The organism is Mucilaginibacter sp. UR6-1 (assembly GCF_020880975.1).
In the GTDB taxonomy this organism is placed as follows: domain Bacteria; phylum Bacteroidota; class Bacteroidia; order Sphingobacteriales; family Sphingobacteriaceae; genus Mucilaginibacter.
Genome location: NZ_JAJIWP010000004.1, coordinates 234,247 through 253,857 on the forward strand (window position 1 = coordinate 234,247; position 19,611 = coordinate 253,857).

19 protein-coding genes are annotated in these 19,611 nt (G+C 45.1%); 14 read left to right on the forward strand and 5 right to left on the reverse strand.

Annotation, left to right across the window (positions count from 1 at the left end; all coding sequences use genetic code 11):
* Positions 1-43 precede the first annotated feature (43 nt).
* On the reverse strand, positions 44-592 hold the full coding sequence (locus LJ707_RS16410) for a hypothetical protein (RefSeq protein ID WP_228953003.1): 549 nt from the start codon (positions 590-592) through the stop codon (positions 44-46).
* Positions 593-736: 144 nt separating this feature from the next.
* Between LJ707_RS16410 and purD the strand changes: the two genes are divergently transcribed.
* The gene (purD, locus tag LJ707_RS16415; protein WP_228953005.1) at positions 737-2,011 is read left to right on the forward strand and encodes a phosphoribosylamine--glycine ligase; all 1,275 of its coding nucleotides are present in this window, start codon (positions 737-739) and stop codon (positions 2,009-2,011) included.
* 332 nt (positions 2,012-2,343) lie between these two features.
* On the opposite strand, the gene LJ707_RS16420 is transcribed toward purD, so the two are convergent.
* A complete protein-coding gene (locus tag LJ707_RS16420) occupies positions 2,344-2,865 on the reverse strand; it encodes an NADPH-dependent FMN reductase (protein WP_228953007.1) in 522 nt (173 codons plus the stop codon).
* 231 nt (positions 2,866-3,096) lie between these two features.
* Here LJ707_RS16420 and LJ707_RS16425 point away from each other — a divergent pair, with 231 nt between their 5' ends.
* The 10 genes from LJ707_RS16425 (at position 3,097) to pafA (ending at position 12,561) form a co-directional block, all read left to right on the forward strand.
* The gene (locus tag LJ707_RS16425) at positions 3,097-3,900 is read left to right on the forward strand and encodes a ParA family protein (protein WP_228953009.1); all 804 of its coding nucleotides are present in this window, start codon (positions 3,097-3,099) and stop codon (positions 3,898-3,900) included.
* Between the two features lie 3 nt (positions 3,901-3,903).
* Positions 3,904-4,821: a ParB/RepB/Spo0J family partition protein gene (locus LJ707_RS16430; protein WP_228953011.1), complete on the forward strand. Its 918-nt coding sequence runs from the start codon at positions 3,904-3,906 to the stop codon at positions 4,819-4,821.
* A gap of 144 nt (positions 4,822-4,965) precedes the next feature.
* On the forward strand, positions 4,966-6,384 hold the full coding sequence (locus LJ707_RS16435; RefSeq protein WP_228953014.1) for an alkaline phosphatase family protein: 1,419 nt from the start codon (positions 4,966-4,968) through the stop codon (positions 6,382-6,384).
* Between the two features lie 3 nt (positions 6,385-6,387).
* Positions 6,388-7,485, forward strand: a complete 1,098-nt coding sequence (locus tag LJ707_RS16440; protein ID WP_228953016.1) for a lysylphosphatidylglycerol synthase transmembrane domain-containing protein — start codon at positions 6,388-6,390, stop codon at positions 7,483-7,485.
* A 106-nt stretch (positions 7,486-7,591) separates the two neighbouring features.
* Entirely contained in the window at positions 7,592-8,266 is a 675-nt protein-coding gene (locus LJ707_RS16445) for a DUF5683 domain-containing protein (protein ID WP_228953018.1), read from the forward strand.
* Between the two features lie 38 nt (positions 8,267-8,304).
* The gene (dapB, locus tag LJ707_RS16450) at positions 8,305-9,060 is read left to right on the forward strand and encodes a 4-hydroxy-tetrahydrodipicolinate reductase (RefSeq protein ID WP_228953019.1); all 756 of its coding nucleotides are present in this window, start codon (positions 8,305-8,307) and stop codon (positions 9,058-9,060) included.
* Positions 9,061-9,080: 20 nt separating this feature from the next.
* Positions 9,081-10,181, forward strand: coding sequence for a signal peptidase I (gene lepB, locus LJ707_RS16455; RefSeq protein WP_228953020.1), 1,101 nt, complete (start codon positions 9,081-9,083; stop codon positions 10,179-10,181).
* Between the two features lie 183 nt (positions 10,182-10,364).
* Positions 10,365-10,514 carry a hypothetical protein gene (locus LJ707_RS16460; protein WP_228953021.1) on the forward strand — a complete coding sequence of 50 codons (150 nt, stop codon included), beginning with the start codon at positions 10,365-10,367 and terminating at the stop codon, positions 10,512-10,514.
* 33 nt (positions 10,515-10,547) lie between these two features.
* Positions 10,548-10,706, forward strand: coding sequence for a hypothetical protein (locus tag LJ707_RS16465; RefSeq protein ID WP_228953022.1), 159 nt, complete (start codon positions 10,548-10,550; stop codon positions 10,704-10,706).
* A gap of 187 nt (positions 10,707-10,893) precedes the next feature.
* Positions 10,894-12,561, forward strand: a complete 1,668-nt coding sequence (pafA, locus tag LJ707_RS16470; protein WP_228953023.1) for an alkaline phosphatase PafA — start codon at positions 10,894-10,896, stop codon at positions 12,559-12,561.
* A 173-nt stretch (positions 12,562-12,734) separates the two neighbouring features.
* On the opposite strand, the gene LJ707_RS16475 is transcribed toward pafA, so the two are convergent.
* The gene (locus LJ707_RS16475) at positions 12,735-14,264 is read right to left on the reverse strand and encodes a serine hydrolase (RefSeq protein WP_228953025.1); all 1,530 of its coding nucleotides are present in this window, start codon (positions 14,262-14,264) and stop codon (positions 12,735-12,737) included.
* A 94-nt stretch (positions 14,265-14,358) separates the two neighbouring features.
* Between LJ707_RS16475 and LJ707_RS16480 the strand changes: the two genes are divergently transcribed.
* Positions 14,359-16,536, forward strand: a complete 2,178-nt coding sequence (locus tag LJ707_RS16480) for a S9 family peptidase (RefSeq protein ID WP_228953027.1) — start codon at positions 14,359-14,361, stop codon at positions 16,534-16,536.
* A gap of 82 nt (positions 16,537-16,618) precedes the next feature.
* Here LJ707_RS16480 and LJ707_RS16485 read toward each other — a convergent pair whose 3' ends face one another.
* Both LJ707_RS16485 and mutY read right to left on the reverse strand, forming a co-directional pair.
* A complete protein-coding gene (locus LJ707_RS16485) occupies positions 16,619-17,047 on the reverse strand; it encodes a single-stranded DNA-binding protein (protein WP_228953029.1) in 429 nt (142 codons plus the stop codon).
* Positions 17,048-17,071: 24 nt separating this feature from the next.
* A complete protein-coding gene (gene mutY / locus LJ707_RS16490; RefSeq protein WP_228953031.1) occupies positions 17,072-18,118 on the reverse strand; it encodes an A/G-specific adenine glycosylase in 1,047 nt (348 codons plus the stop codon).
* Between the two features lie 165 nt (positions 18,119-18,283).
* Here mutY and LJ707_RS16495 point away from each other — a divergent pair, with 165 nt between their 5' ends.
* Together LJ707_RS16495 and LJ707_RS16500 are read left to right on the forward strand one after the other, a co-directional pair.
* Positions 18,284-18,586, forward strand: coding sequence for an HU family DNA-binding protein (locus LJ707_RS16495; protein ID WP_194101927.1), 303 nt, complete (start codon positions 18,284-18,286; stop codon positions 18,584-18,586).
* 16 nt (positions 18,587-18,602) lie between these two features.
* Positions 18,603-19,460, forward strand: a complete 858-nt coding sequence (locus LJ707_RS16500; protein ID WP_228953033.1) for a M48 family metallopeptidase — start codon at positions 18,603-18,605, stop codon at positions 19,458-19,460.
* Positions 19,461-19,611: the final 151 nt, after the last annotated feature.

A 19,611-nucleotide genomic window follows, 5' to 3' on the forward strand; every position in this document is an offset into this window, starting at 1 on the left:
GGCTTATTGACATTAAAGCTTAAAAAGATGATAATATCAGGTATTAATTACGTTCATCGGGCTTGTCATCATTATCCTCATCGCCAAAGTCTTCATCATCATCAAATCCCTCATCGTCAAACCCTTCAAAAAACTTTTCTTCGTCAAACATCAGTTCTTCCAGTTTTTCCTGCTCGGGGGTGCTGGTGTCAAAGCGGATGGCCCAGTTGTCGGGTATGTCATAACTTTTATCAAAGCCGCGTATCCAATCCACAAAAACAAGCCTGAACTCCTCTACCTTATCGCGCATTAATTGTACATAATCCTCCTCGTTAATATTAACCATCGAGGCGAATGATACGGCGTTGAACATATCCTGCACGGCCAGCTTGATCAGCACGGCATTTTGCATCCGTAATGAATATAAACCACCGCCTTCGGCACCGGCTATTTTGGCTTGTATAATGGCGGCGTTGCTCAGCATCTGCGCGGCCAGGTGTTCTTTCATGTCGTCCTCTTTCAGGGCTTCGGCAATAACATCTATCAGATCAAACAGTTCCTGGGCTTTTTGATATACCGGCAGTTTTTCAAACTTATGAGGTTTGCGTTCCATAGTTAGTTATAAAGATAGCGGTATATACCTTATATATAGTATAAATAACAGATAAAAGGCCAATATTACCGCCAATTTGTACAGCCGGTCAATCTGCTTTCAGTATATAACTTATCTCTAAGCCAAAATAGTATCTTTGCGGGCATGAACATCCTGATCCTCGGTTCGGGCGGAAGGGAAAGCGCCTTCGCCTGGAAATTGTCGCAAAGCCCAAAATGCGAATCATTGTTTATTGCTCCCGGCAATGCCGGTACAGGGCAGTATGGCACCAACGTTGATATTAAGGTTACAGATTTTGCCGCCATTAAACAATTTGTGCTGGCAAACAACATTAACATGGTGTTGGTTGGCCCCGAGGAGCCGCTGGTAAAAGGCGTGCACGATTTCTTTTTGGCCGATGACGAGATCAAACACATCCCGGTGATTGGCCCGCAGGCCGAGGGCGCGCAGTTGGAAGGCAGTAAGGATTTTTCAAAACAGTTTATGGAGCGCCACAACGTGCCTACAGCGGCATCGCGCACATTTACCCGAGAAACTTTGCAGGAAGGATTTGAATACCTGCCAACTTTAGGCTTACCCGTAGTATTAAAGGCCGACGGACTTGCCGCAGGCAAGGGTGTTTTAATATGCCTTACCCTTGAGGAAGCACAGCTTGAACTTGCCGAAATGCTCACCAACGCCAAATTTGGCGCGGCAAGCTCAAAAGTGGTTATCGAACAGTTTTTGCAGGGCATTGAACTATCAGTATTTGTACTTACTGATGGCAATAGTTACAAAGTGCTTCCATCAGCCAAGGATTATAAACGCATTGGCGAGGGCGATACCGGGCTAAACACCGGGGGCATGGGTTCAGTTTCGCCGGTGCCTTTTGCAGATGAGGAATTTTTGAAAAAGGTTGAAGAACGCGTTATCATCCCAACGGTTGAAGGTTTAAAACAAGATAACATACCTTATAAAGGCTTTATTTTTATAGGCCTGATGAATTGCGGCGGCGACCCTTACGTAATTGAATACAACTGCCGCATGGGCGACCCTGAAACCGAAAGCGTATTGCCACGTATAGAAAGCGACCTGGTTGACCTGCTGGAAGGTGTTGCCGAAGGTACCCTGATCGACAAACAGTTTACCATATCAAACAAAGTAGCGGCTACCATAGTATGCGTAGCGGGCGGCTACCCGGGTGAGTACCTGAAAGATAAAACCATTACCGGCATCGAGAACATTCGCGATTCTATTGTTTTCCACGCAGGTACTACCACCGTTGGCGAGGATGTACGCACCGCAGGCGGCCGTGTGCTGGCAATAACCACTTTGCAGGATAACCTGTTCGATGCCTTGCAGCAAGCTACTGCCGATGCCAGCCGCATCTATTACGATGGCGTTTATTTCAGGAAAGATATCGGGTTTGACCTGGTGTAATTAGTCATTGACGCTGATTAGTATGGATTTTTGATGCGTTGATTATTGATTAAAACAGGATGTCATTTCGAGCGATAGCGAGAAATCTGTCTGCGTTCATAGCAAAGCGATAGATTTCTCCTCGTACCTCGTTCGAAATGACAAGATTTTATAGAAAAAGAGAAGCGCAGGCCATGTCACCCTGAGCCTGTCGAAGGGCGAGCGATGTACTAACCAAGCGGCGAATGCTTCGACAAGCTCAGCATGACAAAGCGATCAACACTACACGAGATTGCGTAGAAGCACTTTATTCAAAGTCCTCCCCACCGGGGAGGATTTAGGAGGGGTGAAGCTCAATACTTCACAAACTTATCCAACTGCTCTTCGGTATATTTTATCGTGTCATCATTAAACAGGTTACCGTCGGCATCAAACTCTTTGCTTATTAGGGGGATATGCAATTTTAGCGGTAATACGTGCAGGTGCATGTAGTTACAAACGCCCGTAAAGTGGTCAACCCCGCGTATGTTGCCGTACTTGCCTGATGATACACCCACCAGCGCGGCCTTCTTTTCATAAAAACTATCGGGCCAGGCGCAGGCATCAATAAATACCTTTAATATCCCCGGGAAACTGCCGTTATACTCCGGTATAATAAAGATGAATTTCTGGGTACCGGTTATCATTTCCTGTATGGGTTTAAAAGCTTCGCTGCGCTTGCCATACAAATCAGTAACTATAAGGTTTGGCGGCAACTCTTCCAATGAAAATACCCGGGCCTGCTGCCCTTTTTCGGTTAATCTTTTTTTATAATACGCGGCCAGTTTTAATGTGGCGCTACCCTCGCGGTTTGTTGATGATATAATGGTGATCACGTTGATGATGCTTGTTTTAAAATGCGATAAACAACTGATGGCTTAACGGTTATACCAACGCGTTTAAGGCATTAATATGTTAAATTTTGTTTGTAAGTTGGCATTTACTGTGGATTTATGATGAGTTTTATTACTTATCTTAGCATCCGGTAAAAAACCGTTCACGAAGGTAGAATTTATGTAGCTATTCTTCGTTATTATAAGTCTTGATTGTAAAGGAAAAAATAAAGCATGAGTAAAATAATAGCTTTGGCCAACCAAAAAGGTGGCGTGGGCAAAACCACCTCATCCATAAACCTGGCCGCAAGTTTAGCCGTACTTGAATATAAAACCCTGCTGGTTGATGCCGATCCGCAGGCCAACTCTACGTCGGGCATTGGCTTTGACCCGCGTAATATAAAAGCCAGCATATACGAGTGCATCATTAACCAGATAGACCCGCATGAGGCCATCCAGAAAACGGAAACCCCTAACCTCGATCTGTTGCCCGCGCATATTGATCTGGTTGGTGCAGAAATAGAGATGATAAACCTTGCCGGCCGTGAGTATAAAATGAAGCAGGTACTTGACAGCGTGCGCGATGAATATGACTTTATCATTATTGATTGCTCGCCATCATTAGGCCTGATAACCATTAACGCGCTTACCGCTGCCGATTCGGTAATTGTACCCGTACAATGCGAATATTTCGCCCTCGAGGGTTTAGGCAAATTACTGAATACTATTAAGATCGTTCAGTCGCGCCTGAATACCACACTGGATATTGAAGGCATTTTACTTACCATGTATGATGTTAGGCTGCGCCTCTCAAACCAGGTGGTTGAGGAGGTACGCACGCATTTTGAGGATATGGTTTTTGATACCATTATTCAGCGCAATACCCGCCTTAGCGAGGCACCAAGCTTTGGGGTATCGGTAATTATGCACGATGCCAACTGCAAGGGCGCGATAAACTACCTTAACCTTGCCCGCGAAATTGTGAGCAAAAATGGTTTGGTAAAAAGTAAACTACAGGAAACTACAGAGATCATATAATACATGAGTGCAGAAAAAAGAAAGGCCCTGGGCAGAGGATTAAGTGCGCTACTGAATGATGACTCCGTTGATGTACTTCCGAACAATAAAACCAATAATGCCCGGCCAACCCAACCGTCAGAAGCAGGTGGCCTGGGTTCGGTTAACGAGATAAAAATTGAGCTGATAGAGGTAAACCCTTATCAGCCACGTACCGAGTTTGACAGCGAAGCTCTGGCCGAGTTAGCTGATTCGATAAAACTACAGGGGCTTATTCAGCCCATTACCGTGCGCCAGGCAGGGCATAACCATTACCAGCTTATATCAGGCGAGCGCCGTTTGCGGGCCTCAAAAATGGCGGGGTTGGTTACTATACCGGCCTATGTACGCACTGCTAACGACCAGCAAATGCTGGAAATGGCACTCATCGAGAACATTCAGCGTGAAAACCTGAACGCTATTGAGGTGGCGTTAAGCTTTCAGCGTATGCTGGATGAGCTGGACCTGAAACAGGAAGAACTGGGCGACCGTGTAAGCAAAAACCGCTCAACAGTTACCAACTACCTCCGTTTATTAAAACTGCCGCCAGCCATACAGGTATCGTTACGTGACGGGGATATCACTATGGGGCATGCCAAAGCCCTGATCAGCGTTAACGATCCGGTAAAGCAATTGTATTTTCACCAGCAGATCATCAGCCAGGATCTGTCCGTACGCAAAACCGAGGAAATGGTACGCGAGGCGCAGCGCAACACCGTTAAAAAAGAGGGCAAGCAGCCCGAGCCGTTAAGCTTTCAGGTACAAAAAATACAGGACGAACTGGCCTCAAAATTCAGTACACGTGTAAAGCTGAAAATGAACACACAGGGTAAGGGCAGTATTGAAATACCTTTCCTTTCCGAGGATGACCTGAACCGCATTTTAGAAATGCTGGATTGGTAGTCGCTGTTAATTTAAAATTATAAATTGCATATATTTAAGCGCGCTTAAACACATTGCATTAAAACAAAATCAAGTTAGATTATAAAGCAAAGGTTGATGGCAACATCAGCCTTTTTTTGTCGTTTAAGTTTTACTTAAATATTTATGACAAATAAAAAACGGGTATTATTTTACCTGGTTGACGGGGCCCACAGCGAAATAATGCCTGAGCTTATTGCCAATGGCACCTTACCCAATATTAAACGTATAATTGATGAGGGCACGTACCGCAAGGCTACAAGCTGCTTTCCGTCAACTACAGGGCCTGCTTATCTTCCGTTTTTAACGGGGCACTTTCCGGGCACTATGGGTATTACGGGTATACGCTGGTTTGATAAACAGGAGTTTAAGCGTACCCGATGGAACAAAATGGCCATGCGATCGTACTGCGGGCCTGAGGCTGCCTTTTTTAATACGGATATGCCTGCGGATAAGCCTACCCTGTTTGAGCTGATGGGCGAATCGTACAACCTGTACAACATGATAACCCGTAATGTTAAGGACGAGTACGATCTGGGTAAAAAAGGGAAGGGCTTGCTGTATACGCGCGCCCACTTCTGGAAGCGCCACCACCCGGTAGACCATCAGGGCCATCAGCGTGTAATGGAGATGCTGCAATCCGGTAAAGACTTTGATTTTTTGTTCGCTGTTTTTCCAAGTGTGGATTGGGATTCGCACTATCACCATGTACGTGACGAACGCACCATCGAGGCCTATAAAATAGTTGACAACAGCCTGGGCGAAGCAAGGGCCCTGCTTGAGAAACAAGGTAAATGGGATGATACGCTGTTTATCATGACATCCGACCATGGCCTTACCCCAACCCACACCCACCTGGATGTAGGCGACTGGTTTACCAATAACGGACTAAAATCCGTTTATTACCCGGTGATCTGGAAAAGCAACCCAAAATCAGCGGTTATGATATCGGGTAACTCCTTTGGCGCTGTACATTTGCTTAACCATGCAGGCGACCATGTATTGCGTGAAAAGCAGATATTTGAACTGATGGGGAAGGAGCGCTTTGATAAACTATTGAACGAAAATGCTATCGATTTCTCCACTTATCGTGGCGAAGCTGAAAATACATATTACGTACACAACCAAACCGGCCGTGCACTAATAAAAAAGGAAGGCGACACCTACAGCTATCGCCCTGAAACAGCCGACACCCTTAAACTTGGTGGCGATGTTACGGTAACCGGGCATCGAGCTGCTTTGGAGGCAACCTTTGAGGGTGAATATCCGGACGCGTTGTTCCAGATCCATCAACTGTTTCAGAGCCGGAGGGCGGGCGATATTGTTTTAAGCGCCAGCCTGGGGCATGACCTGCGCGACTTTTGGGAGTACCCCGAACACGTGGGCTCACATGGCTCGCTGCACAGGCTGCACATGCATGTGCCGCTTATTTATAACCAAAAAAACTGGGCTACACATCCGGCCCGCACCGCCGACCTTTTCAATACTATTTTGAAATGGAAAGGCATCACACCACAATCATCCGAAGGCGAACCCTTGTTTTAAACCATGCAAAATAACCCCACCACACCCGCCGCTACGGAAGAAGATAAGCAGACTGAAAAAGAATCGATTTTTAATAAAAAACTGATCATCAAGGGATCGCTATGGTTCGCGCTCATTACCATCATCACCATAGCGGGTATATTTTTTTATAACAACACGGGCGATACGGTGAAAGCGCTCTCGCATATATCCGGCAAATACATTGTTATATGCCTGCTCATGCTGTTTATTGACCTGATGCTGGGCGGCTGGCGTAACCATATCTACATACAAAAACTGGCACCAGGCGTGTCGCAATGGGTAAGTTTCAGGGCCAATGTGGCCAATATGTTCATGGGGGCGGTAACACCGGCGCATGGTGGTGCCGGGCCCGCGCAAATTTACGTGTACACCAGCAACGGGGTTACTTTTATTGATGCTTTTGCGGTAAGCCTTATCAACATGGGCGCTACCTTAATATTTATGCCTGCCGCGGGTTTTATAGCCATTATGCTGATGGATACCAGCTACGTGAGCGGTATTGTGCCCGCCATGCTGCAATATGGCTTTATCTTCTTCCTGCTATTTTTAGTTGCTTTTTTATTAGCGTTTTGGAAACCTACATGGATAGGAGCCGCCATTAAACAGATTGCCGTACTGCTCTCCAAAATATTTTCGAAAAAGAAGGAAAATCTTTACAAATGGGCCGAAAGATCCGGCGCTAACATAGCACGCTATCAGCAAACCTGTAGTGTTATCATCAAGCAAAACCCGTGGTTATTCCCATTAAGTATACTCATTACTACTTTGCTTTATCTTAACAAATACTGCCTGCAATACGTCATCTTGCTGGGGTTGGGTATTCACACCAGTTTAGTACAGGTTATCTCTATACAGATCCTCATTCAGTTCATGATCTACTTTGCACCAAGCCCGGGCGGAAGTGGTTTTGCAGAGGTGGGTATATCGGTACTGTTCGGCAAAATAGTACCCAAAACAGCCATCCCGATATTTACACTACTGCAACGCTCATTCCTGCTGTTTATACCGGCCATGGTGGGCGCTTATGTGGTGATCAGCCTGCTGCGTAAGCAATCGGTTAAATATTCTGCCGCTAAATGATAATTTTATTATAGCTGTAATAATTAGCTTTTTTTAATGTTGATAGATAGCTGCGGTACATTTTCTTTTTCAGATAATGCCGTAGTATTTATAGATTTGACTGATAATGTATAAAACGCTGTTTATCCTTTTATTGCTTACCGGCTTAGCCGCGGGTGTTAAGGCGCAAAAACCTGATACTGCCGGGGTAGCCAAACCTGCCGATACTGTTAAAGTAAAAAAGGAGCCTGCTAAACCCAAGTTAGCCCCGTCAGCAGTTCGTGATAATTTTAAAAATCAGCCTGATACGCTGCACAGTCCGCATAAGGCGGTAATGCGTTCGCTTATGATACCCGGCTGGGGGCAGGTGTATAACCATAAGTGGTGGAAAGTACCTATTATATACGGCGGCCTTGGGCTTATCGGTTCGGCTATTATATTTAACCAAAATTATTATAACCAATTTTTAACAATAGCGCAGTACCGCCGCCGCGGCGAGCAGCCCAACCCCGGCGATAAGTATTATGCCGAGTACCAGGCATTCAGCACCGCGAGCGATACGTTTGTTGAAAATGCCGTAAACAGCTACCGCCGTAACCGCGACCTTGCTATTTTAGGTATGCTGGGCGGCTGGGGCATACAAATGATAGATGCTTACATTGATGCCAAGTTCATCCACTCCTACAGTATGGATGATAACCTGTCATTCAAAGTAAGGCCAGGGCTTATAGGGCAGCCCATGTATGCCGGTAATTTTAACACTGCATTTGTTCCGGCTATAAAAGTTACCTTTGCCTTTTAAATGCTAACTTAACGGCAAAAACATCACAAAACTAAAAAATGAAGATTGCGCTATTAGGCTATGGTAAAATGGGTAAGATCATTGAAAAGATCGCCATTGACCGCAAGCACGAGATTGTTTTAAAGATAGATAACGATAACCTGCACGAACTTACTGCCGAGAACCTGCAAAATGCCGATGCCGCTATTGAATTTACTACCCCGGGCTCGGTACTAAAAAATATTGATATTTGCGTTGCAGCGGGCGTGCCTATTGTGGTAGGTACAACCGGCTGGTACGATCATATTGCCGAAGTAAAGCAAAACTGCCTGCAAGGTAATGGCTCGGTAATGTATGCCTCCAATTTTAGCGTGGGTGTAAACGTGTTTTTTAAGATAAACCAACTGCTGGCTAAAGTGATGAATAACTATCCGTACTATGATGTACAGGTAGAAGAGATACACCACGTACATAAGCTCGATTCGCCAAGCGGAACGGCGATCACCATTGCCGAGGGGATATTGGATAACGTTGACGGCAAAAAAGAATGGGCCAATATATTGATCTCTGAAGACCCGGCGGAACCGGCTGACGATAACCTGAAACCGGAGCAATTGCTGATCGAGTCGCACCGTATTGACAGTGTACCCGGCACCCATACCGTTATTTATGATTCGGAAGTTGATACCATTGAGTTTAAGCACACCGCCCATAACCGTAATGGTTTTGCCCTGGGTGCTGTATTAGCCGCTGAATGGTTGCAGCATAAAAAAGGGTTTTACACTGCGCATGACATGTTTAACTTTGATATTTGATCAGTTATAAATTATAATAAATGAACTGGAGATTTTGGCGGAAAAAAGACCGTAAAGAGAAAAAAAGCGCCGGGCGCGAGTGGTTTGATGCCATATTATTCGCGGTAATTGCCGCCACGTTGATACGTACTTTTTTTATTGAGGCTTATACCATACCCACTCCATCAATGGAGCGGTCGTTACTGGTGGGCGACTTTTTGTTTGTAAGCAAGGTAAATTATGGCGCGCGCATGCCTATCACCCCGATCTCATTCCCTTTTGCGCATCATACCATGCCGGTTTTAGGTACCAAAGCTTACTGGGATGGTATTAAGCTGCCTTACTACCGCCTGCCCGGCTTACAGGATGTTAAGCGTGGCGACGTAGTAGTTTTTAACTACCCGATGGATGCCGACTCGCCATTGTACCGCCCGGTTGATAAACGTGAGAACTATATTAAACGCTGCCAGGGCGAACCGGGTGATACCCTTGCCCTGCTAAACGCCCAAGTTTATGTAAATGGCAAAATGGCCCCAAATCCACCTGAAGGACAAACTGATTATACCGTTAGTACAACCAGCGGCGGTGGGTATAATCCCGATGTATATAAGGAACTTAACATTTCTGACTATAACGATAATGGCATATTGACTATGACCCCTGGATCTGCGCAAAAATTACGGACCTATTCAGGTATTAAATCAGTTACACAAAATGTTGTTCCTCGTTATTATGAAGACCCATTTCAAGAACGAGTATTCCCTAAAGATTCGCACTACAAATGGAACGTGGATAATTATGGCCCCATCATCATCCCTAAAAAAGGCTGGACAGTTAAGCTGGATAGCCTGACCATACCCATTTACAAACGCGCTATACAGGTTTATGAAGGTAACCAGGTGCAGATAAATGGCAACGAGGTAACCATCAACGGTAAAAAAACCGACAGCTATACCTTTAAAATGAACTACTACTGGATGATGGGTGATAACCGCCACGACTCTGCCGATTCACGATACTGGGGTTTTGTACCTGAGGATCACATTGTGGGCAAAGCGCTGTTCATCTGGATGAGCTGGGATAGTAACGAATCCTTCTTCAGCAAAATACGCTGGAGCCGCTTGTTCAGGGGTGTTAAATAATGCTGGCGAGTTAAAATATTTAAGCCTCCGCAGACAAATCTGCGGGGGCTTTTTTTTAGCCCTACCTAAATCGACCCTCACAAAATTTATTTAAGACACGACAGCTTTTACAACCTTGGCAGCAGATTTTATACATAAGCAGGTGGTGAAATTTCAGCTTAGGATGTTTATAACTACTCGCCGATGTTAAAAACTATCGCTACCTATCAACATGTTGTGCCAGCTATCTTTGTATTGTCCGCGATGGAAATAAAAAAGGCTGTTATCATGCCGGATAACAACCTCAAATTTTTCTCAGGATTAACTGATTTGATTTTGCTTGTACAAAAGTAAATAAATATTTATACAATATTTCACAAAATATTTTTGAAATACAAAGGAATCAGTGCTCCTGAGCCGTCTATGCTTGCGGTTACAAGAAAGGAGGCTCCTCAAGTGGAGAAGTTTGAAGTTATTGCAGCACTGTTAGTGGCTTACAAAGCTCTTGCAGTACTTAGTAACGGCAAGGGGAAAAAGGATAAATAAACCCCTTGCCATTTGAAGTAACAGCTTTCAATATGAAAGCTGTTACTTCTTTTTATAAACAAATGCTCATTCTATATAAAACTATTCCTTTGGTATCACCTAACCAAGCGTTTGTAACAATCTCATAAATCATATTGAGTTTACATTGGGTTTTTCATATTTGCAGTTGTTAACTAAGCAAATAGTAATGAAATATAAATTCCTCTTCTCGTTATTCTGCGCGGCGGCTGTTGTGGGGTCGGCATCGGCACAAAAAAAAGCGGCTGCCCAACCTATAGCCGGTACTGATGTGGCCCGCCCAAAGCTGGTGGTAGGCATAGTGATTGACCAAATGCGCTGGGATTACCTGTACCGTTTTTACAGCCGCTACCAAACCGGTGGCTTTAAGCGTATGCTTAACGAAGGTTTTACCTGCGAAAATACCGATGTTGATTACCTGCCAACGTTCACTGCGCCGGGGCACAGTTGCGTATATACCGGTTCGGTACCATCAATACATGGTATAGCCGGTAATGATTTTATTATACAAGCCACAGGCAGATCAATGTACTGTACCGAAGATACTACCGTAAATACCGTTGGCAGCAGTTCAAAAGCCGGGCAAATGTCGCCTCGAAATTTACAGGCCAGCACCATTACCGATGAGCTGAAACTGGCTACCAATTTCCGCTCAAAAGTTATTGGCGTAGCTATCAAGGATAGGGGCGGAATTTTACCCGCCGGACATGCAGCTAACGCTGCTTATTGGTTTGATGATGCCAGCGGTAACTGGATAACCAGTACCTATTATATGAATGATCTGCCTGCGTGGGTAAAAACATTTAACGGGCAAAAGCTGGCCGAAAAATACCTCAAACAGGATTGGAACACCCTATACCCGGTAGAAACCTACATACAAAGCTCGCCGGATAACAGCCCGAAATATGAAGGTAAATTCAGCGGCACTGATGCGCCGGTGTTCCCTATTAAAACATCTCAGCTTTATAAGGGCAATGTAGGTATGATCCGCTCAACGCCTTACGGTAACTCCTTTACACTGGATATGGCCAAGGCTGCCGTTACCAACGAGCAGTTGGGCAAAAACGTAGTGACCGACTTTTTGGCCGTGAGCCTCTCCTCAACAGATTATGTTGGCCACCAGTTTGGCCCCAACGCGGTTGAAACCGAGGACACTTACCTGCGTTTGGATAAAGACCTGGCCGCCTTCTTCACCTTTTTAGACGGACAGGTAGGTAAAGGCAATTATACCGTTTTTCTTACTGCCGACCACGCCGCGGCGCACAACCCAACCTTCCTGACTGACCATAAAATACCGGGCGGCAACTGGAGCGAAGCCACTACCCTGAAAGATCTTAACGAGCTGCTGAAGAACAAATACAAGGCCGACAAGATAATTCTTAGCCTAAGCAACTACCAGGTTAACTTTAACTACAAGGTGATAGCTGACAATAAGCTGAACGAGGAAGACCTCAAAGCCGACTGTATTAAATACCTGCAAACGCAGCCTGATATACTTTACGCGGTTGACATGACCAAAGCCGCGATAGCTAATATACCCGCCCATCTGCGTGAGCGTGTGATAAACGGTTACAGCAAAGAGCGTAGCGGCGTGATACAGATTATGCTAAAGCCGGGTTACTTTTCGGGTGGCCGTACAGGTACCACCCACGGAACATGGGCACCGTTTGACGCGCACATCCCGCTGGTATTTATGGGCTGGGGCATTAAACATGGCAGCCTGGCACGCGAAACCCACATGACGGATATTTCGGCCACCATAGCCTCCCTGCTGCACATCCAGCAGCCAAGCGGTTGCATCGGCCAGCCAATACCGGAAGTGATGAGTGGGAAATAGTCGGAAAGACGGGAAGTCCGAAAGTCCGAAAAGACTGAGTAGATTTTTTGATCGATTATTTCTAATACCTTTATAACAAAAAATAGCCAAGCGATATGCCTGGCTATTTTTATATATAAAGATTTCTTCCGGACTTTCGGACTTCCCGTCTTCCGGACTAAAAAACTCCAAAACTACTGCCTCTTAAAATCATAAGCGCCCATCTCCACAAAGTCGGCCACCTTTAGTTTAAAGCCGGTTACCTTGCCGTTTTGCACCGTGAAGGGGAATATAGCTTTGCCCAAAACCGGGTCGCTAAAGGTTACATAAAACCTGTTGCCGCCCAATGGCTGCAGGCGCGCGTACATTTTAGGGTGATGCTCAAAGCGCATATTCAGGTCGTTATTGTCGCCGCGCTCAATATTTACGGTGCCGTATAACGGGTTGGTAAACTTTCCTTCGTAATAACTTAATGATAGTTCGGCCCGGGGGTTACGGGCCACGGTATCACGCAGTTTTTTGTCGGCCGCGATTTGCTCCGTAGTATAGCTTTTGTATTCTTTTAGGTAAGCATCACTGTAGTTGCGGTAGGGCAGTTTAAAGTAAGCGTCGAGTATCTCCCAGCGCAGAGCTTCATATAAATTGTTCTGATCGGTATTGGTAAGGATAACAATGCCCAGGTTTTCTTCAGGCACCAGCGTTACCGATGATACAAAGCCATTAACCCCGCCATCATGCATCACCAGCCGATGGTTGTGGTAGTCCTCCAAAAACCAACCCAATCCATAAAGCTGAAAGTTTTTGGTGCCGTCCAGGTGCTCTGATGTGCCTACAATATCCTGCGGCTGGCGGGTAGCGGCAATGGCGGCTTCAGGTATAACCTGTTTATTGCCTACTTTACCATTATTCAGCAAGGCCATTACCCATTTGCCCATATCAACCGCTGTTGAGCTGATAGCACCGGCAGGTGCCATGTTATCAAGGTTGGCGTAAGGTATGGCTATCAAACGGTTATCGGTAATAGTATGCCCTGCCGAGCGGTTAAACGCCTTTGGCATAGCCACACTCAGGCCAAGAGTATTACTCATCCCAAGCGGGGCGAATATTTTTTCTTTAAGGTAGATATCCCAGTTTTGATCGGTAACCTTCGGGATGATCTCGCCGGCGGTTAAAAAAGCCGAGTTGGTATAACCCCACGTGGTACGAAAACCGTATGGGGCCTTTATGAGCGCCATCTTACTCATCACCTCGCTGCGGGTAAGGTTGGTGTTGTAAAAAGTAAAATCGCCCTGAAAGGTTTGAAAACCCAGTCGGTGGCAAAGCAGATCGCGCACGGTAAGCAGCTCGGTGGCGGCCTTGTTATCCAACTTAAAATCGGGCAGGTACTTGGTTACCTTATCATTAAGCGAAAGCTTTTTCTCTGCAGCCAGCATGGCAATGGCGGTAGCGGTAAACGCCTTGGTATTGCTGCCTATCATAAAACGGGTATTTTCATCAACCTTATTATTAAGGCCTAACTCCTTCACCCCAAAACCCTTTACCAGCACAATGCGGTTATCCTTTATTATACACACCGCGGTACCCGGCACACGCCAGTTGGTAAGGGCCCGGCTAACGTAGGCTTGCAAACTATCGGCTATAAATTTGGTACGGTTTGCATTTTGCGCATGTATGGCAGTAGTTAGTATAAATAGTGAAAATATGCAGAGAAGTATTTTTTTCATTACAGTTATAAGCCGATTTTTATAAAAACACTAATTTAACGCAAAAATCAGAAGGGCATTACCCTATTTAAATTAATTGACCAAACAAAAGTACATGAAGAGTAAATTTCACAGCTTACCCGTTGTGTTATTGGCGTTTATGCTATCAGCAATATGGCAGGGCGCACAGGCACAATTTGGCAGCGGAACTAACTGGGCTAAGGACGGGTACCGGTATTACAAAACATTTGAAGGCGGCGTTGCCGAATTTGATGTGCGCGATGCTAATAAAAAAACGGTGATAGCCACCGCGCAGGACTTAACCCCGGCCGGACAAAAGCCCATCAGCATACGCCGCTTTACCATTACCGATGATGGTAAAAAGATACTGATCAACACCAACACCCAACGTGTTTGGCGTTATGATACCCGCGGCGACTACTGGGTGTATGATGTTGCCGCCAAAAGCCTGAAACAATTGGGTAAAGGCAAACCCGCATCATCACTTATGTTTGCCAAACTATCGCCCGATGCAAGCAAGGTGGCTTATGTAAGCGGCCATAATGTTTATGTAGAAGATTTGGCTACCAACACCATTAAAGCCCTTACTACCGATGGTACCGACCGCCTGATAAATGGCACATTTGATTGGGTATATGAAGAAGAGTTTGGCTGCCGCGATGGTTTCCGCTGGTCGCCTGATGGTAAAACCATTGCCTACTGGCAAATAGATGCCCGCAAGATCAAGAATTACCTGATGCTAAACACTACCGACAGCATGGTATACTCATACGTTATACCGGTTGAGTACCCAACCGCCGGGCAGGACCCAAGCTCATGCAAAATAGGCGTGGTTGATATTGCCACCGCGCAAACCAAATGGCTTAATGTTCCGGGTGATAATGTGCAGCACTACATACCCCGTATGGAGTACACCGGCAACCCTGATGAGATCATTCTGCAGCAACTTAACCGCGCGCAAAACGAGAGCAAGCTTTATGTTGCTAAAATATCAAGCAATACTACCAAAGTAATTTATAACGAAACTGATAAGGCCTGGGTTGATGCCAAGGAAGAAGCTACCGGCTGGGATTGGCTTAACAAAGGCAAAGAATTTTTATGGGCGAGCGAAAAAGATGGCTGGAACCACCTGTACCGTGTAGGCCTGGATGGCAAGCAAAAACTTATTACCAAAGGCAATTACGATGTAATGAGCGTATCGCTTATTGATGAGCCATCGGGCTACGTATATTTCATTGCTTCGCCTGATAACCCTAACCAGGCTTACCTGTACCGTATTAAGCTTAATGGCGGTAAGGCCGAGCGTTTAACCCCTGCCGATCAATCAGGCACGCATGGTTATACCATATCGCCAAACGGCACAATGGCCATGCACAATTTTTCGAATGCTAATACCCGTTACCAAAGCGAAACCATCAGCCTGCCTGATCATAAGCACTTAACAGGCGATGCCATTAAGCCGGTAACTGATGCCAAAAACCCGGTGGAGTTTTTCACAGTAAAAACTTCTGAGGGTGTTGATATTAAAGGCTGGGTAAAAAAACCGGATAACTTTGATCCGACAAAAAAATACCCCGTACTGTTTTACGTATATGGTGAGCCTGCCTCACAAACCGCCAAGGATGTATATGGCGCAGGCATGAACCGCATGTACACCGGCGATATGGCTGCCGATGGTTATGTATACATATCAATGGATAACCGCGGCGCACCGGCGCCACGTGGCCGCGAGTGGCGCAAGGCTATCTACAAAAACATTGGCATGCTTAACATTCGCGATCAGGCTTTGGCGGCTAAGGAGATATTGAAATGGAGCTACATCGATAGCAGCCGTGTAGCTGTTTGGGGATGGAGCGGCGGTGGCTCATCAACCCTGAACCTGATGTTCCAGTACCCTGAAATTTACAAAACCGGTATTGCCATCGCGGCGGTTGGGTACCAGCTTACTTATGATAATATTTACCAGGAGCGCTATATGGGCGTACCAACTGATGATGCCGGCCGCGAGCCATTCATCAAAGGATCGCCGGTTACCAATGCCAAAAACTTAAAAGGTAACTTGCTGTACATTCACGGTACAGGTGATGATAATGTGCATTATAATAATGCCGAGCTGCTGATCAATGAACTGATAAAATACAACAAGCAGTTTGAGCTGATGTCATACCCTAACCGTACGCACTCCATATCTGAAGGGGCCGGTACAAGCCTGCACCTGCGTACCTTATTTACCAAATACTTAAAGGAGCATTGCCCTCCGGGCGGCAGATAACTGCCTGCCTAAAGCGCACAAGAAAGCCCGGCTGTACTACACAGGCCGGGCTTTTTCCTTTTCATTATAAGTTTATCAGCGGTCAGAAAGGCAGATCGTCCGTTTCGTCAGCAGCATTGTAATCGGCGGCATGGTCTGTTTTAACCGTGCGGCCATTGGTATGGTTGTCGTTCTCAAAATCGCTTTTGCGGCCAAGCATGGTAAAGTTTTCGGCCACAACCTCGGTAGTGTATTTTTTCAGCCCCTCTTTATCTTCAAACGAGCGGGTACGTAATTTGCCTTCAATATAAACAAGCTTGCCTTTTTGCAGGTATTTAGCGGCTACATCGGCAAGGCTGCGCCACATTACAATGTTGTGCCACTCGGTTTGTTCAACTTTTTTTCCGTCTTTATTAAAGGTTTCTGAGGTGGCAAGAGGGAAACTAACTACTGATACCCCCCCTTCCAGATAACGTATTTCGGGGTCTTTACCTAAATGCCCAATTAGTATTACTTTGTTTATTCCAGACATGGTTTAAATTAACGCAAAATTCTTCTACAAATTAAAAATATTTTTTAGAAATATAAAAATGATTTTTGGCAATGCTAAATTCTTCAAATTTTCTACCTCTGTGTAAAACCATTTTTGTTCTAATTTAACCGAATGTTGTTGCAATTTTATTAACCTTACAAATAATTTTTGATGCGTAAGTATATGTTTTGCCGTTGGATAAACATGCTCAACCCTGGCGTTTTCCCCAAATGAATACTGTACTTCTTTTAAGTTAAGCAGGTCATCAACGGGTATCAAAGCACTGGTTTCAAGCACCGGCAGATCATACATATTAGCCCATATATCATTATCCCCTCTTTTGTTCATTAATATTTTATTATTGTCGGCTATCAAAAAATAGTTTAAAAAACGCTCTTTGCTTTTAACCTTTTTGAGTTTTACCGGCAGCACGGTGGTAGCATTATGCTTAAAGGCGTAACACCCCAGCCTAACAGGGCATAAGCCACAAGCCGGATTTTTTGGTTTACACAACATGGCACCAAACTCCATCATGGCCTGGTTATGCAGCCCGGGGCTTTTCTTATTAATTAAACTATCGGCAAGTTCCTGGAAAATCTTTTTTGCCTTGCCTGAATTGATCGGCTCTTCAATGCCAAAATATCGCGCAAGCACACGGTATACGTTACCATCAACCACGGCATGTGGCTGGTTGGCCGAAAAGGATGATATAGCGGCGGCCGTATAATCACCAATGCCTTTTAGTTTTAACAGCGTAGCATAATCAGTAGGAAAAATACCGTTATACTCATTTTGAACCTGCTGCGCGGTTTTAAGCATGTTGCGCCCGCGCGAGTAATAGCCAAGCCCCTGCCAAAGCCGCAGCACCTCATCCTCAGTAGCGGCGGCAAAGCTGCCAACATCCGGAAACCGCTCTGCAAAACGGTGAAAATAAGGCATACCCTGCTCAACACGTGTTTGCTGTAAAATAATTTCAGACAGCCATATAGTATAAGCATCAGTAGTATTGCGCCATGGCAGGTCGCGCTTGTTATCCAGGTACCAGCCCAGTAATTCATCCGCAAAATTCATAGCATCAAAAATAGCGATGAAAGGGGCTTAAAGTGCTTTTTTCATCACGGTTTTGCAACGAACAAAAAAAATACATCAATTATTTTAGAGTTTGCCAATAAAGCGATACTTTTGCAACCCCAAAACAGTTAAGTATTTATAAAAAATTTTAAAGTAAAATAAGATATGACTAAGGCAGAAATCATAGCTGAAATCTCATCAAAGACAGGTATTGAGAAAGTTGATGTACAGGAAACTGTTGAGGCGTTTTTTAAAGTAGTAAAAGGCTCGATGGTTGCCGGTGAAAACGTTTATGTAAGAGGTTTCGGTAGTTTTGTTGTTAAAAAACGTGCTAAAAAAACAGCCCGTAATATTTCAAAAAATACTGCCATTATTATTCCTGAGCACTTTGTACCAAGCTTTAAGCCAGCAAAAACTTTTGTTGAAAAAGTAAAAACAGGTAACAAAACCAGCAAAGCAAGCAAATAATTTAAAAACTTAGCCCATGAAAAAGCCGCAGATAGTTGTAATTATAGCAGTACTCGCTATTGTTGGCTATTTGTATGTGCAGCCTGTTAAGGGCCTGCAAAAGGCTGAAGAGGCAAACCACTCAGACACTAAAGTAGCCGGCCCCGGTGTACAGGCGGGAACAACGGCATCAAACGTAAGTGTTGAGCAGGTGTCTGAAACGGCAAAAAGTACTATCGGCGCATCACTTGCCGCCCCGATCACTGATTTGGAAGGTAAGCTGAAAGCAGCAGGCGGCAACGAAAAAATCGCTATTGAAAAGCAGTTGGCTACCAAATGGGATGATGTAAACCAGCCGGGGCCTGCTGCTTTTTATTATAAAGCTGTTGCCGAAACTGAAAAAACTGCCGACGCATGGATAGCGGCCGGCAATCATTTTAACGATGCCTACAAGCTTACGCAGGATACGCTGGTTCAGCCAACATATTTAACCAACGCCGTACAAAGCTTTGAGCAGGCCCGCCAGCTTGCACCCGATAACCTGGATGCAAAAACCGGTTTGGGTATTGCTTATGTAAATGGCGGCGCACCAAGCCCTATGGCTGGTATAAGCCTGTTGCTTGAGGTAGTTAAACAAGATCCAACCAACCGCAGCGCAAACCTGAACCTGGGTGTTTTCTCCATGAAATCAGGCCAGTTTGAAAAAGCGGTTGAACGGTTTAAAACCGTTATTGCACAAAAGCCCGAAGTTGAGCCATATTTTTATCTGGCCGAAAGCTACAAACAGCTTGGCCGTAAAAAAGAGGCTATTGAGGCTTACAACAAGTGTAAAACAATGATGCCTGATCCGGCCTTTGGACAGCGCATTGATGAGTACATAAAGGAATTAAATTAATTAATCATTTTAAAAACATTAAAATTATGCCAAGCGGTAAAAAACGTAAAAGACACAAAATGGCCACCCACAAACGTAAAAAGCGTTTAAGAAAAAATAGACATAAAAAGAAATAAGCTGTTTTAACAGTTTATAGCCCGCCATTGTGCGG

Bases quoted from the DNA above. Each gene is read 5' to 3' on its own strand.
- LJ707_RS16410 (WP_228953003.1), bottom strand. From the start codon at position 592: ATGGAACGCAAACCTCATAAGTTTGAAAAACTGCCGGTATATCAAAAA.
- purD (WP_228953005.1), top strand. From the start codon at position 737: ATGAACATCCTGATCCTCGGTTCGGGCGGAAGGGAAAGCGCCTTCGCC.
- LJ707_RS16425 (WP_228953009.1), top strand. From the start codon at position 3,097: ATGAGTAAAATAATAGCTTTGGCCAACCAAAAAGGTGGCGTGGGCAAA.
- LJ707_RS16430 (WP_228953011.1), top strand. From the start codon at position 3,904: ATGAGTGCAGAAAAAAGAAAGGCCCTGGGCAGAGGATTAAGTGCGCTA.
- LJ707_RS16435 (WP_228953014.1), top strand. From the start codon at position 4,966: ATGACAAATAAAAAACGGGTATTATTTTACCTGGTTGACGGGGCCCAC.
- LJ707_RS16440 (WP_228953016.1), top strand. From the start codon at position 6,388: ATGCAAAATAACCCCACCACACCCGCCGCTACGGAAGAAGATAAGCAG.
- LJ707_RS16445 (WP_228953018.1), top strand. From the start codon at position 7,592: ATGTATAAAACGCTGTTTATCCTTTTATTGCTTACCGGCTTAGCCGCG.
- dapB (WP_228953019.1), top strand. From the start codon at position 8,305: ATGAAGATTGCGCTATTAGGCTATGGTAAAATGGGTAAGATCATTGAA.
- lepB (WP_228953020.1), top strand. From the start codon at position 9,081: ATGAACTGGAGATTTTGGCGGAAAAAAGACCGTAAAGAGAAAAAAAGC.
- LJ707_RS16460 (WP_228953021.1), top strand. From the start codon at position 10,365: ATGTTAAAAACTATCGCTACCTATCAACATGTTGTGCCAGCTATCTTT.
- pafA (WP_228953023.1), top strand. From the start codon at position 10,894: ATGAAATATAAATTCCTCTTCTCGTTATTCTGCGCGGCGGCTGTTGTG.
- LJ707_RS16475 (WP_228953025.1), bottom strand. From the start codon at position 14,264: ATGAAAAAAATACTTCTCTGCATATTTTCACTATTTATACTAACTACT.
- LJ707_RS16480 (WP_228953027.1), top strand. From the start codon at position 14,359: ATGAAGAGTAAATTTCACAGCTTACCCGTTGTGTTATTGGCGTTTATG.
- LJ707_RS16485 (WP_228953029.1), bottom strand. From the start codon at position 17,047: ATGTCTGGAATAAACAAAGTAATACTAATTGGGCATTTAGGTAAAGAC.
- mutY (WP_228953031.1), bottom strand. From the start codon at position 18,118: ATGAATTTTGCGGATGAATTACTGGGCTGGTACCTGGATAACAAGCGC.
- LJ707_RS16495 (WP_194101927.1), top strand. From the start codon at position 18,284: ATGACTAAGGCAGAAATCATAGCTGAAATCTCATCAAAGACAGGTATT.
- LJ707_RS16500 (WP_228953033.1), top strand. From the start codon at position 18,603: ATGAAAAAGCCGCAGATAGTTGTAATTATAGCAGTACTCGCTATTGTT.